Here is a 14,788-nt window from a genome sequence, read left to right on the forward strand (position 1 = left end):
TATGTGATACCTCAAAAAGTTCTCGACAGTTCCTACTAATATTGGCGAATGATTTTGAAGGCGGTGTTGCTATGTCATGAAAAGCAAAAAGCGTACTTCCAATTTGGATGTACGCTTTTTCATTATTTTTAAATAAACAACAGCAAGCTGACTGCCATCACGGCCATACCGCCGACCAGCCCATAGATGGATAAGTGTTCTTCATCGTATTTTTTTGCGGCTGGCAACAGTTCGTCAACGGATATAAAAACCATTATTCCAGCAACAGCAGCGAAGATGACCCCGAACATGATATCGTTCAGAAAGGGCATTAAAATGAAGTAAGCAACAATCGCTCCGACTGGCTCTGACAATCCAGACAGGAATGAAAGCTTAAATGCTTTTTTCTTATCTCCCGTTGCAAAGTAAACAGGGACAGATACAGCAATTCCTTCAGGAATATTATGAATCGCGATAGCGACGGCAATCGCAATCCCAAGTCCTGGATTTTGTAAGGCTGAAGTAAAGGTAGCAATTCCTTCAGGGAAGTTGTGGATGGCTATGGCAAGGGCCGTAAATGTTCCCATTTTTAGTAGCTGTGGATCGCCGTTTACAGCCTTTTCTGGTTTAGTCATATCCTCGACTTTCTTAAGTTCGTGTGGGTTTCCTTGTTTGGGAATAAATTTGTCAATCAACGCAATTAAAAGAATTCCACCAAAGAAACCGGCAACCGTCACCCAGTTTCCCAACTCAACTCCTAGCGACCCTACGAGAGCATCCTTTGCTTTCACAAAAATCTCGATCATGGATACGTAGATCATCACCCCTGCTGAAAAACCGAGTGACACTGATAAAAATTTCGTATTTGTAGTAGATGTGAAAAATGCAAGAACACTTCCAATTCCTGTGGCGAGGCCAGCCATTAACGTCAGGCCAAATGCAAATAAAATATTTTCAGCGATCATCTCTTCTCTCCCTAACTTTGGTGTCCTGGAATAGCACGTTTTTATAAAGCTGTTTTGCGGTTCTTCAATATCAAAGTCTAAAAATGTCTTCAATACGACTTCTTCTAAATTAAATGTATGCTGTATCAAAAGGAAAGTTTCCTATGGGAAACATTTTACACCTAAGGAAACATGGGCGTCAACTGCTTTGTTTTGACTTGATACTTTCCATTATCGACCAATATGCCCCTGTTTTAACGATAATAATGCGAAATGTCACTGAGGCGATAAGAAAGAAGCGTTGGATTATTTTACGTGCATGGCGCAATATGATTGCAGCCCGGCTCGGGAAGATTTGCAAGGCTCAGGGATTGCGTGCCCGGACCTTAAAGATACCCTTGCTCCTTGGTACAATTTTATGAGGAGCATAAATCTGATTATCACATAAAAAGGTGAATAAGATGGAAAGTTACTCTATGTTGATTAACAAGCAGGAAGCCTTTTTTCGAACAGGCAAAACGAAGGACTTAGCTTTTCGGGTATCTGCTTTACAAAAATTAAAAAACTCAATAAATACATATGAAACCACCATTCCGTTTCGATACCCGAGTATAAAGAACGGACTCAAAAAATAAAATTGTTTATTAAATGATGGTTTATTCGTAAAGCAAAAAGAGTGCTCGGCGGCACTCTTTTTATTTAATGAGAAACATTATTGTTTTGTGTTTGTGGCTGTCCTTGCCCAGGTTCGTACGCATTCAACATCGCTTGCATGTCTTGCGGTGCAAATTGTGGTACCTGGTAGTAGTGCCGCTTGTTTTGGTAAATGGAAATTTCATAGGCCATTTCAATACAGTTTGGAATCGAGTCGGCGAGCACTCTGCGAACGACCGGATTGGTTGACTCCAATGCGGCCATCGTTTTTACTGTCGCCAGCGATTTTACCGCTCCCAGTAAAATGCTCGACACGCTTTGCTCATTAAATTCCGAAACGCTTTGTATTGGCTTAACTGGCTCTGTTGGTTCGATGCCATATATAAAATCATTATCTGGTTCCATTTTGTAGCTCTGTGTTGGTTTGAAAGGGTCTTTTCCTGTTTTGAAGCTATCCAGTGTGATGTTGTATTCTTCCTGCATAAAGCGATATTGGCGATCGATAATATCAACCAGCTCCGGATCTTTCACAAATTGGCGAAATAGCAGATAGGTGTTAAGAGCGTCAACTGATCCTGATAAGACCTCGTGTACATCAAGCACTTCATGGCCGCCATGATTCAACTGCTGGGGAACATCCCCTATATGCATATTTTCGTGCATTGCTTCCTGTTGATTTTCCACTTTGAAGCCCTCCTTATATGTACTTACTGCGTTATTATTTTTCATGACAGGCGAATTTATCCAAAACTGCAACAAAAACCTGTAAGTCGTTCCTTAAACAAGGGTTATAGCTTTCTTAGTTCGACGGATCTTTTTTGGAGGTATCTCGGTTTATTCGAACTTATGATGAGCGTTTCTTTTAAAACCAGGTTCACCCCCTTTAAATAGAAAATAAAATGCAGAAGTGGCAAACTCTGTTTATCGGTTTTCGTTCTTGGACTATTCAAATTAATTGACAATAATAGTATTTTTAATTACGATACGTTTGATTATAAAAAAGCTAAAAAAGGATGTGGAGAATATGTTTGACATCGCCATTATTGGAGCAGGACCAGCCGGAGCGAGCGCAGCTATTTTTTCGGCGAAAGCAGGCAAGAGCACGCTGGTGATTGACAATGATAAAGGAATGACAAAACGGGCTTGGATTGAAAATCACTACGGAGTAGAGGAAATAACCGGTCCAGACTTGATTGAGATTGGTAAAAAACAAGCGCAAAAATTTGGTGCTGAAATCGTCAATGGATCGGCAGTGCATTTGCAGAAAAAAGAAGAAGGTTTTGAAATTCAAACAGAAAATGCTACATATACAGCGAAGCATGTAATCCTCGCGACTGGACTCGCGCTGGACCTTGCAGAGAAAACCGGTATTCATACAAAGCCGGGCACAGAGCCCAGAATTAAAACAGTGCTGAATACTGATCAAAATGGAAAGACAAATATTGAAGGAATTTGGGCAGCTGGAACAGCTGCCGGAGTCAGCGTTCACACAATTATCACTGCGGGTGATGGGGCTAAGGTGGCTATTAACATTATTAGTGAACTGAACGGGGAAAGATATGTAGACCATGATGTTCTACAATCAAAATAACTTTTCTCCTTGTATGATATGAGCTACAAAAAAACCGCAAATTTGCGGTTTTTTTGTGCCAGATAGTTTATTATACAAATTCATTTACTTTCATTGAAGACCTGTGTTCTCCCAAATTGTTAGAAACCCTTCTGTAGTTAAAAAAAGGATAAAAGAAAAAACTCTTTTATCCAAGTGTCACGCTATTTTTTTATTAATTTTAGCTAATTTCAAGTTTACTTCTTCTTCTGTTAGATTATGTTCTTTAACATAAAGATTTCGCGGATGAACCCGGCATTCATGGCTGCAGCCACGCATATAAAAGTGTTCATTTTCTTCTGAACAGATGATTTGTTTGTTGCATTCCGGATTAGCACAATTGACGTAACGTTCGCAAGGTTCGTTTGTAAAATAGTCCTTTCCTACAACGACATGCTCAACGCGGTTAACCGGGACACTAATCCTTTCATCAAATACGTAACACTGGCCATCCCAGAGTTGTCCGCGTACTTCAGGATCTTTTCCATATGTTACAATTCCGCCGTGAAGCTGTGAAACATCTTCAAAGCCCTCTTTCAATAACCATCCAGAGAATTTTTCACAGCGGATCCCGCCGGTACAATAAGTTAAGATTTTTTTTCCCTCAAATGCTTCTTTGTTTTTACGGATCCAATCCGGCAGCTCCCGGAATGCTTCAATATCCGGTCTGACTGCGCCTCTAAAATGCCCTAAATCATATTCATAGTCATTTCGTGCATCTATGACAACGGTATCATCAGATTGCATTTGATCATAGAATTCCTTTGGACTGAGGTAGTTACCAGTTAATTCTAAAGGATTGACGTCATCTTCCAGTCCGAGGTGGACAAGTTCCTTGCGGTGGCGAACATGCATCTTTTTAAAGGCATGACCGCTTTCGTCATCTATTTTGAAAACCATATCTGCGAAGCGGGGATCCTGTTTCATGGTATGCATATATGTTTCGGTTTGGTCCATCGTTCCGGAAACAGTTCCGTTAATACCCTCTTTAGCAACTAAAATCCGGCCTTTTAAACCAATCTCTTTACAAAGTTTTAAATGATCTATGGTAAATTGTTCCGGATCCTCAATCGGAACATATTGATAATAAAGTAAAACTCGATATGAGTGATTTTCCAAGATTAACACCACCTTACGTAATTTCTCACTTAGTACTACATATTATAAACTTACTTATGTTAAAAACACTAAATATTATACCAAAAAAACATCGTTCTGTTAAGAAGAATTTTTCATCTAGCAAAATGACACTTTAAAAGGACATGATCAAACGGCGCAATCGAGGCTGAAATCACATGTCCTTCCATTTTTAGTCTTATTTTACTCTTAATAACCGCAATGAGTTAGCAATCACAATTAAAGTGGCCCCCATATCGGCGAAGATTGCCATCCACAGTGTTAACCAGCCTGGTATGATTAACAATAAGGCTAACACCTTTAACCCTAAAGCAAATGTTATATTTTGCTTAATAACTCCAAGCGCTTTTCGGCTGAGTTCCATCGTATAAGGCAATTTATTGAGATCATCTGCCATTAGCGCGATATCGGCCGTTTCCAATGCTGTGTCTGTTCCGGCACCGCCCATGGCGATTCCGACAGTTGCCGCTGCCAACGCGGGAGCGTCATTTATACCATCTCCAACCATGGCAACCTTTCCATACTTCTTTCTTAATGATTTAACAGCTTCAAGCTTGTCCTGTGGCAACAACTCGGCTTTAACTTCAGTTAAGCCTGCCTGGCTGCCGATTGCCTGTCCGATTGCTTCGTTATCCCCTGTTAACATGACGGTCTTTTGAATGCCTATTTCATGTAATTTTCGAATTACATTTGTGCTGCTGCTCCTCACTTGATCAGCGACAGCAATCAGTCCGATTACTTCTTCGTTTGTACCGACCAGCATCACCGTCTTGCCTTGTTTTTGCAGCTTGATTATTTTTTCTGCAACGGAGGCAGTTAGGCGCATCATCTCTTCAAATAATTTTGGGCTGCCGATATAATACGTGCGATCTTTTACGGTCGCTTTTGCGCCTTTACCTGTGATGGATTGAAAACCTTCCGCAGCATAGTCATTCGTAAAAACACCTTTTTCTTCAGCTTTTCGAAGGATCGCAGATGCCAATGGGTGCTGGGAGAACTTTTCAATCGCCATCGAAATTCCTAAAATTTCGTTTTCATTCATGTTATTTAACACTTCGATATTGGTTACTTCCGGTGTTCCCTTTGTTAACGTTCCGGTTTTATCAAAAGCAATGACTTTTAATCGTCCTGCTTCTTCGAGGTGAATACCACCTTTGATCAGTACGCCTTTTTTTGCGGCGTTTCCGATCGCTGTGACAATCGCAACAGGAGTAGAAATGACCAGGGCACATGGACAGCCGACGACGAGGACGGCTAAACCACGGTACACCCAATCAGACCAATCTCCTGCCATGAATAACGGAGGGACAACTGCTATGAATAACGCGATGGCCATTATGGCCGGAGTGTAGTATTTCGCGAATTTATCAACAAACGCCTGTGTTGGTGCGCGTTCAGCCTGGGCTTCTTCGACTAGGTGAATGATCTTTGCAATGGTCGTGTCGTCGACTCGTTTTGTTACTTTTACTTGTAAAGAGCCTTCTTCATTCAAGGTACCAGCAAATACTTCATCGCCACATGTTTTTAAAACAGGAATAGATTCGCCTGTTATGGCTGCTTGGTTAATCGAAGATTGGCCGTCAACCACTACGCCGTCCATAGCCAGTTTTTGCCCAGGCTTGACGATTAGAATATCACTAATTTGAATATCCTCCACGTCCAATTCCACTTCCTGATTTTCTCGTTTGACTAATGCCTTTTTCGGAGCTACATCCATTAAAGAGCGAATCGATTGGCGGGCCTTATTCATTGAATAACTTTCCAATGCTTCACTCAAGGTAAATAAGAAAACAACAACTGCTCCCTCGCCCCATTCTCCAATCACGGCAGCGCCAATAATCGCAATCGTCATTAACGTTTTCATGTCAAATTGGAGCTTTAAAAGATTCATTAACCCGACTTTGAATAGATCGTAGCCGCCGATAAAGATCGATAAAAGAAAAATGGAGATTGTAGCAGGATGCTCCTCTCCTAACGAGTACATCGAAACATAACCACAGATAAGGAAAAAGAGCGAGATGAATGTATTTCTATTTTCAGCTTTCTTCCAGAACGGTACTTTTTCCTGTGCATCTCTTTGACGTTCAGGCAGTACTTTAATCCCGTCAAATGCACCTGCTTCTTCAAGCTGGTCAACGGTTACTTCTCCATAGACCGTCACTTTTGAAGCGCCGAAGTTTAATTGAATGTCGTTTACAGACTGGATATCACGGATGTTTTTCTCGAATTTCGCTGCACAGTTGGTGCAGGAAAGGCCTTGTAAACGATAAGTTTGTTTATTGTTCTCCAACGATTTCTCCATCTGCTGCACCTTCTTTTGAATGGATTAAAGCAATTGAAACGAGCTGATGTATGTGTTCATCAGCTAACGAATAAAATACCAGCTTTCCTTCCTTCCGATAACTTGCCAGTCCCATTTTTCGCAATAATCGCAAATGGTGGGAAGCGGTGGCTGTAGTCGAGCCGATAATATTAGCCACATCACAAACACATAATTCTTTTTCTATTGTTAAAGCATAAGCAATTTTAATTCTGGTCGAGTCAGACAATGCTTTAAAAAGTAATTCAACACCCCTCACCTCGTCCACTCGGGCTTTGACACGATTTACTTTATCTTCATCAAAGCAAAACGTTTCGCATGTGTCATAAAGGGCTGATTCTAACGTCTTTTCAATCATTTACTTCACCTCATTCAAATGAATGTTTGAATATAAATTTAGTTTATGCCAGGTTTACAAAATTGTCAAAGATTATTCAAATAAACCTTTGAATATTATGATCAATTGTTTAACTGATAATCCCTGGGTTATAGCTCTCGCGATTGCTGTATAAATACATTGGCCGGAATGGTAAAATTGCTGAAAAAACCTTGCAATTTTATACATTTCACAAGTATTCCGGGTATATATTCAATATTCTGTATGTAGGAGGTTGACAATGAAGGCAGTTACTGGATATTGCTATCCCACTCGATTATAAAAAAGCTGTCGATTTATCATCGGCAGCTTTTTTATGAAATGAACAGCAAAAATCTATTGTTGAATTTAAATAACCTGTCCTTTCGTTTTCATCTCCTGCATATAATGTGATGAATAAACCATCGGGAGGACATAAATGATTAATTTATTCGAAAAAGCCGTCATGGGAATGGCTATCATAAGATTGTTTTCAGGCAGTATTGAAATATTTGCGGCTTTTTTAATGCTGAAATTTAATGAAATAGAAAAAGCACTTATCATTAATAGTTCGCTTGCTTTGATAGGACCGATCGTATTAATCGTTACGACGACTATCGGTCTTTTTGGGATAGCTGATAATATTTCGTTCGGCAAATTCATTTGGATTTTTATTGGTGTCGCCTGCATTCTGTATGGCGTAAAGGGGAACTAACCGCATAGAAGACTACTGTGTATTTTCTACCACGAGTCGCAAATCACTGTTAGTTTTACGGTTCATGATTCGATCCTGTCAAAACCCTGCCGAGGCTGATCGAGATATGGTTATACAGTTCCCCTGTTGCGAAAAGGGCAGCAGCTGCCTGGAATTCCTTCCACTCGACTTCATAACCATCTGACTCAAGGCGCTTGTCGAGTGTTCTGAGCGATTTCAGGATCATCAGCGGACCGTTTTCTGATAACCGATCCTGACCGCCTCTCCTTTCTGTGCTTGTTTATTACCAGCAGGCTCATCCTCGTTTTGATTGCAACCGAAAAGAAGCGTCCCCGTCATTCATAAGCTTATAAATAGCTCTTTTTTTCATATGAATGATCCACCCTTTCGTTTTTTTTCGGAAATACCATTTATGTCTTTTTTAGCCTATGCGCAAATGAAAAGTAGGTTCCTGTCTGATAATAAAAATCATAGGACATAAATTGTTCTTATGTAGGTAAACTAAAGGACGACAAATAAAAGGGGGTAAATATGATGGGTATTTTGAGCGGCAATCCGCAAGACGAACCGTTACATTCTGGTGAAGTCTTCAATCTTTGGTCACATTTGTATGGGACAAAAGGAACATTGGTAACTTTGCAAGTATTGGCCAACCACACTGGAGATCATGATTTAAAGGTGTTTTTAGAGGATTTGAAGGAAAATTGCCTTAAGCAGGAGGCGCAGCAAGTTGAAGCTGTTTTAAAACAAACGGGTATTCGTCTGCCCCCTGCCCCGCCAGACCGGCCAAATGTAGAAGTGCAGGATATCCCGGCTGGAGCAAGGTTTAACGATCCAGAGATCGCGACTCTAGTCCAAAAAGAAATCATGGCGGGGCAGATTTTATGCAGTTATATTATGGGAATCTCCATTCGTGAAGATATAGGCGAAATGTATGGCGAGTTCCATACACAAAAAGCCGAGTATGCGTCAAAACTATTAAAAATTTTGAAAGATAAAGGATGGCTCGTTCCCCCTCCATTAGACATCAAATAAGGTTCCAGTCAAGGTACTACAACACTGAAGGACGTGAAGATTGAAGTGGCTAAAAAAAAGGGTATGACCATTACCGCAATCGGTTCGATACCGCTGATTATGACACTGGGAAACTCAATGCTAATTCCGGTTTTCCCGGCAATGAAATCTGATTTAAACATTTCTCAAATGCAGGTAAGTTTGACAATAACTGTTTTTTCTGTTGCTGCAGCGATTTCCATTCCGATTCTTGGCTATCTGTCTGACCGGCTTTCACGCAAGGTTATTATTATTCCTGCCTTGATTTTGTATGGGCTTGGCGGCTTGCTCGCAGGTTTTGCAGCTGCTTCTTTTCCATCCCCATATATCTGGATTATAATCGGCAGAATCTTGCAGGGGATCGGTGCTGCCGGCACTGCCCCACTCGCGATGGCTTTAACCGGCGATTTATTTAAAGGCGGAGAACAAAGCCGTGTGCTCGGGATTGTTGAGGCGTCCAACGGATTGGGAAAGGTGTTATCGCCTATTCTCGGATCTCTGCTTGGCTTAATTGTATGGTACTCGGTATTTTTCGCTTTCCCGGCAATATGTTTTTTTTCAATTTTATTAACATGGATTTTTATAAAAGAGAAAAGAAACAGACAGGCGCCCCCTCCCTTTGGAAAATATTTGCGAGGTCTTTTAACCGTCTTCAAATACGAAGGCAGATGGCTTTTCACTACCTATCTGGCTGGAGGAACCGTTTTATTTACTTTGTTCGGGATTCTCTTTTATCTATCCGATTTGTTGGAAAGCCAGTACAAAATAGATGGTGTTATGAAAGGTCTAATTCTGGCAATACCATTACTTGTCATGGTTACAACATCCTATATCACCGGCAGTAAAATCGGGAAAAACCTTGAGAAAATGAAAAAACTGGTTATATTAGGATTTTTGTTCATGACGATATCTTATGCGTCTCTCATTTTAGTTGATAAACTTGTCCCGTTTTTGGCGGTATTATTATTAAGCAGCGTTGGATCAGGACTCATTCTCCCATGTGTGAATAGCATTATTACTGGCGCAGTCGGCAAGGAACGAAGAGGATTCGTGACGTCCTTATACGGATCTGTCCGGTTCCTCGGTGTTGCGATTGGTCCGCCTATTTTCACCCGTTTGATGGCATGGTCCAGAACCGGGATGTTTTTATCAATTGCTATTCTTACGCTTATCGTCGGGTTGCTTGCCTTAACGATGATACATGTTGAAGGAAAAGACGGACATAAAAAGAAGGATACCCCTGTTCGCTATAAGTACGTTTAATGGATGCTTATTTTTTCCGCCAGTTAAAAGTATAGGACTGGTAAAAATCAATCCCGCATACCAAATCAACCATTTTTGTTGAAATCCACTGGCTAATCAAGGCCAGTACAATAATTTTCCAATCAATAATTGCAGCTGTAAGGATAAATATACTGCAATTAATCATAAATAAAGGTCTCCCAGGAAGGGTATTCCGTGCAGACGAGATAATCAGGGCGATGACGCCGACTCCGCCGTTGGAGACGCCTTGACGCAGTAAAATCCCTACGCCGGTCCCTAATAAAATTGATCCTAGTAAGAGATCAACTACCAGGGCCCGGTTAGAGATTTGAATACTGTGCTGAAAAAAATAAACGGAAAAGGATGCGATGGTGATCCCGGCCATCGTCCATAAGGCGCATCGATTTCCTAGATATTTGATCGCAAGTACCAGCGCCGAAAAATTTGTAAGCCAAAGAGAAAACCCCATATTCATCGTAAACCAATAATTTAACAACACGGCGATCCCACCTGCTCCCCCGGAAGGAATAGCATGGGGAAAAAGGAACAATCCCATTCCCATTCCTTGAATTGCACCCCCGGCAAGTACTAGTCCACTTTTACGGATGAATTTTTTCATTTGGATCATTCCTGTCGTATGTTTGGACTGATTGATTATACTGTACCTGTGGACAACTATCCCCATATTTTATTCGTTTCCATCATTGAATATGATCAGAATTTATACGGTTTTTTTAACCTGTGGCTTTTGTGCTGATCAACAATAAAAAACTGACCCCCCTACGGAATCAGTTTTCCTGAAGTTGTTCAATTATGAAATGCCAACTGGCTGCTTGCGATTTACTGTTCTTTTCTGAGATGCATAGCTGTGTAGAATCATTCCGAGGATAACTAAAAAGATTCCTGTCCAAGATAATAGTGTCGGAAAATTAATTGATAAAAATATAAGCTCCAATGCTAACGCAAATAGAACTTCCATTGACTGAGTGGCTTCGACCGAAGCTAATTTTTGCATGTCTCCCCTCACCAAATCTGTTGCTTTGAAGAACAGAGCGGTCGCGATGACGCCAGAACAAATCGCAACTAAAACGGCCTGCATCACCTGATCACTACCCGGCAGACCGACGGTAAAAACACCATAAAAAGCGAGCAAGAACCAGAAGGGCAAGCTGGCTAAAGTCATCCCTAACGCCCTCTGATAAGCATCCAAACGGCCCTTGCCAATTTCCATCATCTTGCGGTTTCCCAGCGGATAAGCAAATGACGCAATGATAACCGGGATGATTCCTAAAAATAAGGCGCCAAAAGAAATATGGCTTGTGTTTTCAATTTGCATAAGAACAATGCCCACCAGAATGACCACTGACATCATAAGGCCTCTGTACGGAATTTCCCCTCTAATCTTGATAGGACCATTCTTCGTTTGAATCGTTTCAATAAAAGCTGGTGCCAGTAATGAACCTGATATGATCGTGATTTGCCAAGTTCCTGCAACCAGCCAGCCCGGTGAATAGGCAGCGGCAAAACATATCGGTGCATAAAATAATCCGAATCCTACAAAACTCCACAGCAGCCAGGATCGTGGTTGCTCCTTCATTGCTTTTAACAGTGGCAACAGGTTTCTTCTTGCCAGGACTATTATTAAAAGGAACGGAACCATAAAAATAAACCGCAATGACGCACTCCATATCCAACTCCCGCCAGACAATTCCATTGACCTGTTCAGAACAAATGTAACCGAAAAAAAGAAAGCTGCAAAAATACCTAATAATATCGGGCGCAAAATTTCACCTCAGGTCTGTGTTTGATTCTTGCCAAGGCCTAACCAACTTTCTTCAACCAGCCTGTCAGCTAAAGTTTAATGATTTGCATCGTGTCTTTTTTCATAACACCAATATATTTCATTTGGTTTATTTTTTCAATATTCTATTTTTTAAGGAGGATACTATTTTACATTATTTATTAATGTGAGAGTGTAAAAAGACTAAAAAAGGCACCTTAGATTAGGCGCCAAAGTTTTTTATCCATTCAATTTAATTCCCGCACTTCTACAGGATGTAAAACTCGTTCAATCTTATCTGTTATCAAATTCTAAATGATGCTCTCCAAAACGTTCTGTTTTTTTAAAAAGGAATATTGAAATTGGAAGTATTTTTTTGCAGCAACTTCTATATTATATGTAGACAAGACTTGTCGCTTTTCCGCTTCTGGCTGCAAGATCGTCCACATGAAACATATATTGTACAAAGTAAACAATGGAAAAGCAAGGTGATCATTATCATTCATAAACTTGCGGCTATTTTTATCGGCAGTCTGTTAATAGGGATTGGAATTAATGGTTTTTTAGTACCTCACCAATTGTTGGATGGAGGGATTGTCGGGATTGCCCTTATTCTCCATTACTACTTCAGTTTCCAGACCGGGATCTCGATGTTTTTGTTGAGTATTCCTCTTTGTGTGTATGCGTGGTTCAAGGAACGTAATTATTTTATGAGCAGTTTTCAAGGACTGGTCGTTTCTTCGTTTTTTATTGATTGGCTGGCACCATTACAAAGCCATTTTCCCTTGCCCATATTGATCAGTTCCATCTTAGGCGGGATCATCATTGGAGTCGGAATCGGGGTCCTTCTCCGCTTCGAGGCAAGCACGGGTGGTACTGACTTATTGGCACATATCATCTCAAAGGCTGCATCGATAAACATTGGACTGATTATTTTTCTGATTGATGGACTTGTAGCGTTGATGGCCTTTAAAACGTTAGGGGCCCGAAGCTTTATCTTTTCAGTCATAACGATTTTTATTGTTGGGGCGGTAACCTCTTTATTTGTTAGGAATAATCATCGCAATTATTTATTATGGCGCTATCATATTTAAACCTAGAACTTAAAAAAAGGAATAATAAAGGAAACTTCCCTGCACATGGGAGTTGCCTTTTATGTTTAAGTTGAGGAATAAATTCTCCATGGGCAGTCTCATAGAAACTGATAGTCAGTTATCAAAATTCTGCTTTAACCAATTTTTTAAAAAGAGAGTTAAGATGATGTAACGTTTGAAATGATAGATGAATAATCTGTTTTCGAGAGGAGGCATTAGAATGAACAATAATGAAAATGCTAACCCACTAAATGAGTGGGATGAAACTGATCAAGACGTTAGAAACGTAAAGAGCAAATGTGAAAGGTATACGTCTTACCATGTCATTGGTCACTTAACTGATGGTTCAAGAGTTGAAGGAATTATTGAAGATACCGACAATGAAGGCGTAACGATGCTAGTACCAGAAGAGGTTGATGAAAGTACTGACGATTACAGACAATTTGGCGGTTATGGCGGATATGGTGGTTACCGGAGAAGATTTCGCCGATTTCGCCGCCGCCGATTCCCGTATCCGTACTTCGTTTTTCCGTTTATCATCCCGTACCCTTACTACTATCCAAGACCATATTATTAAAACTGATTGACGCAGTGGTATAAACGTGTCATAAAAAGAAGCAAGGATAATTATAAGTATACTTATAATTATCCTTGCTTTGTATGAATATATCAAAAAGAATGAAGCGGAAAGTTGTCCTTGTTTTGCTCTTTTGTCTTTAAGCTAGCTTCAACACCACCGGACAATGATCACTGCCCATCACATCGCAATGGATTTCTGAGTCCTCAATCGACTCTGCCAATCTCTCAGAAACGATGAAATAGTCAATGCGCCAGCCGATATTGCGTTCCCTTACTTTGTTCATATACGACCACCATGTATAGGCACCTTCCTTCTCAGGGTATAAAGAACGGAATGTGTCGATAAAGCCGCTATTCAGCAATTCGGACATTTTACCGCGTTCTTCATCAGTAAATCCGGAATTGCCTTTGTTCGACTTCGGATTTTTCAAATCAATTTCATTGTGGGCCACATTTAAGTCGCCGCAGAAAATGACCGGCTTAATCGTATCCAATTCAATCAAGTATTGGCGAAAATGGTCTTCCCAATCGATTCGTCGTTCGATTCTGGCCAAATCGCGCTGGGAATTCGGTGTATAAACATTCACGACATAGAAGTCCTCAAACTCCAATGTGATTGCTCTGCCCTCGTCATCCAAGACGTGGCCGATCCCATATTGGACTGACAGCGGCTCCACCTTTGAAAATATCGCAGTGCCTGAATATCCTTTTTTCGCAGCATAATTCCAATATTGGCTATAACCTTCTAAATCGAGATTGATTTGACCTTCCTGCAGTTTTGTTTCCTGCACGCAGAATATATCCGCATCCACTTCTTTAAAATAATCCAAAAATCCTTTTCCAGCACAGGCTCTTAAGCCATTCACATTCCATGAAACCAATTTCATAAAATAGTATTCTCCTCGTAGTAGTATTTCTGGTATCTATTTTAATGGAACTTACAGAAGTTATAAATAAATAAGATTGGACGACTGGAATTGGATTAAGAAAAGGGAGACCTCTATGCCCCCCCCTCCCACTTATTCAAGAATGACATTCGGATTGTAGCTATCCATGAAGCTGCTTACTACTTCTTCAAGAGAGTCATCGCCTACATGAACCTGTACGAGAACTTCATTTCGGTTTTCTACAGCGGTTACTTTTGCATCATCGTCCATCCGGTTCATTCTTAATTGGATCCGCAAGTCATCCGCAACAGAATTAGCTTGAAATTGCTTGTCCAGTATGTATCTGTAATTCCTCATTCTCTTCCTCCTTTCGCAGTTTATTGTCAATGTGTTTTACTATCAGATCGCAGTTATCTGTT

16 protein-coding genes are annotated in these 14,788 nt (G+C 40.6%); 6 read left to right on the forward strand and 10 right to left on the reverse strand.

Going from position 1 to position 14,788, the window contains the following annotated elements; translation table 11 throughout:
• Window positions 1–128: 128 nt before the first annotated feature.
• Entirely contained in the window at window positions 129–944 is an 816-nt protein-coding gene (gene zupT, locus CU635_RS20625) for a zinc transporter ZupT (protein WP_373270879.1), read from the reverse strand.
• A 678-nt stretch (window positions 945–1,622) separates the two neighbouring features.
• On the reverse strand, window positions 1,623–2,261 hold the full coding sequence (locus tag CU635_RS20635) for a spore coat protein (protein WP_101579259.1): 639 nt from the start codon (window positions 2,259–2,261) through the stop codon (window positions 1,623–1,625).
• A 340-nt stretch (window positions 2,262–2,601) separates the two neighbouring features.
• Between CU635_RS20635 and CU635_RS20640 the strand changes: the two genes are divergently transcribed.
• The gene (locus CU635_RS20640; RefSeq protein ID WP_101579260.1) at window positions 2,602–3,168 is read left to right on the forward strand and encodes an FAD-dependent oxidoreductase; all 567 of its coding nucleotides are present in this window, start codon (window positions 2,602–2,604) and stop codon (window positions 3,166–3,168) included.
• Window positions 3,169–3,345: 177 nt separating this feature from the next.
• Here the strand turns inward: CU635_RS20640 and trhO are convergent, their stop codons facing one another.
• The 3 genes from trhO to CU635_RS20655 form a co-directional block, all read right to left on the reverse strand.
• Window positions 3,346–4,305, reverse strand: coding sequence for an oxygen-dependent tRNA uridine(34) hydroxylase TrhO (gene trhO / locus CU635_RS20645; RefSeq protein ID WP_101579261.1), 960 nt, complete (start codon window positions 4,303–4,305; stop codon window positions 3,346–3,348).
• 196 nt (window positions 4,306–4,501) lie between these two features.
• Entirely contained in the window at window positions 4,502–6,625 is a 2,124-nt protein-coding gene (locus tag CU635_RS20650; protein ID WP_101579262.1) for a heavy metal translocating P-type ATPase, read from the reverse strand.
• Window positions 6,600–7,001 carry an ArsR/SmtB family transcription factor gene (locus tag CU635_RS20655; protein WP_101579263.1) on the reverse strand — a complete coding sequence of 134 codons (402 nt, stop codon included), beginning with the start codon at window positions 6,999–7,001 and terminating at the stop codon, window positions 6,600–6,602. The genes CU635_RS20650 and CU635_RS20655 overlap by 26 nt, the downstream gene beginning before the upstream one ends.
• 436 nt (window positions 7,002–7,437) lie before the next feature.
• On the opposite strand from CU635_RS20655, the gene CU635_RS20660 reads away from it, so the two are divergent.
• A complete protein-coding gene (locus tag CU635_RS20660; RefSeq protein WP_101579264.1) occupies window positions 7,438–7,713 on the forward strand; it encodes a YqhV family protein in 276 nt (91 codons plus the stop codon).
• 55 nt (window positions 7,714–7,768) lie between these two features.
• On the opposite strand, the gene CU635_RS23520 is transcribed toward CU635_RS20660, so the two are convergent.
• Entirely contained in the window at window positions 7,769–7,939 is a 171-nt protein-coding gene (locus tag CU635_RS23520) for a hypothetical protein (RefSeq protein WP_180956541.1), read from the reverse strand.
• A 308-nt stretch (window positions 7,940–8,247) separates the two neighbouring features.
• On the opposite strand from CU635_RS23520, the gene CU635_RS20670 reads away from it, so the two are divergent.
• A complete protein-coding gene (locus tag CU635_RS20670; protein ID WP_101579265.1) occupies window positions 8,248–8,748 on the forward strand; it encodes a DUF3231 family protein in 501 nt (166 codons plus the stop codon).
• Between the two features lie 39 nt (window positions 8,749–8,787).
• A complete protein-coding gene (locus CU635_RS20675; RefSeq protein WP_245917546.1) occupies window positions 8,788–10,029 on the forward strand; it encodes an MFS transporter in 1,242 nt (413 codons plus the stop codon).
• Window positions 10,030–10,036: 7 nt separating this feature from the next.
• On the opposite strand, the gene CU635_RS20680 is transcribed toward CU635_RS20675, so the two are convergent.
• The gene (locus CU635_RS20680; protein WP_101579266.1) at window positions 10,037–10,648 is read right to left on the reverse strand and encodes a YitT family protein; all 612 of its coding nucleotides are present in this window, start codon (window positions 10,646–10,648) and stop codon (window positions 10,037–10,039) included.
• Between the two features lie 192 nt (window positions 10,649–10,840).
• Window positions 10,841–11,812, reverse strand: coding sequence for a DMT family transporter (locus CU635_RS20685; protein WP_101579267.1), 972 nt, complete (start codon window positions 11,810–11,812; stop codon window positions 10,841–10,843).
• Between the two features lie 494 nt (window positions 11,813–12,306).
• Here CU635_RS20685 and CU635_RS20690 point away from each other — a divergent pair, with 494 nt between their 5' ends.
• Both CU635_RS20690 and CU635_RS20695 read left to right on the forward strand, forming a co-directional pair.
• Window positions 12,307–12,903 carry a YitT family protein gene (locus CU635_RS20690; protein WP_101579288.1) on the forward strand — a complete coding sequence of 199 codons (597 nt, stop codon included), beginning with the start codon at window positions 12,307–12,309 and terminating at the stop codon, window positions 12,901–12,903.
• Window positions 12,904–13,123: 220 nt separating this feature from the next.
• Window positions 13,124–13,480 (forward strand): hypothetical protein, encoded by a 357-nt coding sequence (locus CU635_RS20695; RefSeq protein ID WP_101579268.1) that lies wholly within the window; start codon window positions 13,124–13,126, stop codon window positions 13,478–13,480.
• 139 nt (window positions 13,481–13,619) lie between these two features.
• Here CU635_RS20695 and CU635_RS20700 read toward each other — a convergent pair whose 3' ends face one another.
• Window positions 13,620–14,369 (reverse strand): exodeoxyribonuclease III, encoded by a 750-nt coding sequence (locus tag CU635_RS20700; protein ID WP_101579269.1) that lies wholly within the window; start codon window positions 14,367–14,369, stop codon window positions 13,620–13,622.
• Between the two features lie 132 nt (window positions 14,370–14,501).
• A complete protein-coding gene (locus CU635_RS20705; RefSeq protein WP_101579270.1) occupies window positions 14,502–14,726 on the reverse strand; it encodes a hypothetical protein in 225 nt (74 codons plus the stop codon).
• Window positions 14,727–14,788 lie beyond the last annotated feature (62 nt).

The sequence above is a fragment of the Bacillus canaveralius genome (assembly GCF_002860125.1).
GTDB classification, from domain to species: domain Bacteria; phylum Bacillota; class Bacilli; order Bacillales; family Cytobacillaceae; genus Bacillus_BJ; species Bacillus_BJ canaveralius.

Coding starts and splice junctions, on each gene's coding strand:
- zupT (WP_373270879.1), bottom strand. CDS start 944: ATGATCGCTGAAAATATTTTATTTGCATTTGGCCTGACGTTAATGGCT.
- CU635_RS20640 (WP_101579260.1), top strand. CDS start 2,602: ATGTTTGACATCGCCATTATTGGAGCAGGACCAGCCGGAGCGAGCGCA.
- CU635_RS20650 (WP_101579262.1), bottom strand. CDS start 6,625: ATGGAGAAATCGTTGGAGAACAATAAACAAACTTATCGTTTACAAGGC.
- CU635_RS20655 (WP_101579263.1), bottom strand. CDS start 7,001: ATGATTGAAAAGACGTTAGAATCAGCCCTTTATGACACATGCGAAACG.
- CU635_RS20660 (WP_101579264.1), top strand. CDS start 7,438: ATGATTAATTTATTCGAAAAAGCCGTCATGGGAATGGCTATCATAAGA.
- CU635_RS23520 (WP_180956541.1), bottom strand. CDS start 7,939: ATGATCCTGAAATCGCTCAGAACACTCGACAAGCGCCTTGAGTCAGAT.
- CU635_RS20670 (WP_101579265.1), top strand. CDS start 8,248: ATGGGTATTTTGAGCGGCAATCCGCAAGACGAACCGTTACATTCTGGT.
- CU635_RS20680 (WP_101579266.1), bottom strand. CDS start 10,648: ATGAAAAAATTCATCCGTAAAAGTGGACTAGTACTTGCCGGGGGTGCA.
- CU635_RS20695 (WP_101579268.1), top strand. CDS start 13,124: ATGAACAATAATGAAAATGCTAACCCACTAAATGAGTGGGATGAAACT.
- CU635_RS20700 (WP_101579269.1), bottom strand. CDS start 14,369: ATGAAATTGGTTTCATGGAATGTGAATGGCTTAAGAGCCTGTGCTGGA.
- CU635_RS20705 (WP_101579270.1), bottom strand. CDS start 14,726: ATGAGGAATTACAGATACATACTGGACAAGCAATTTCAAGCTAATTCT.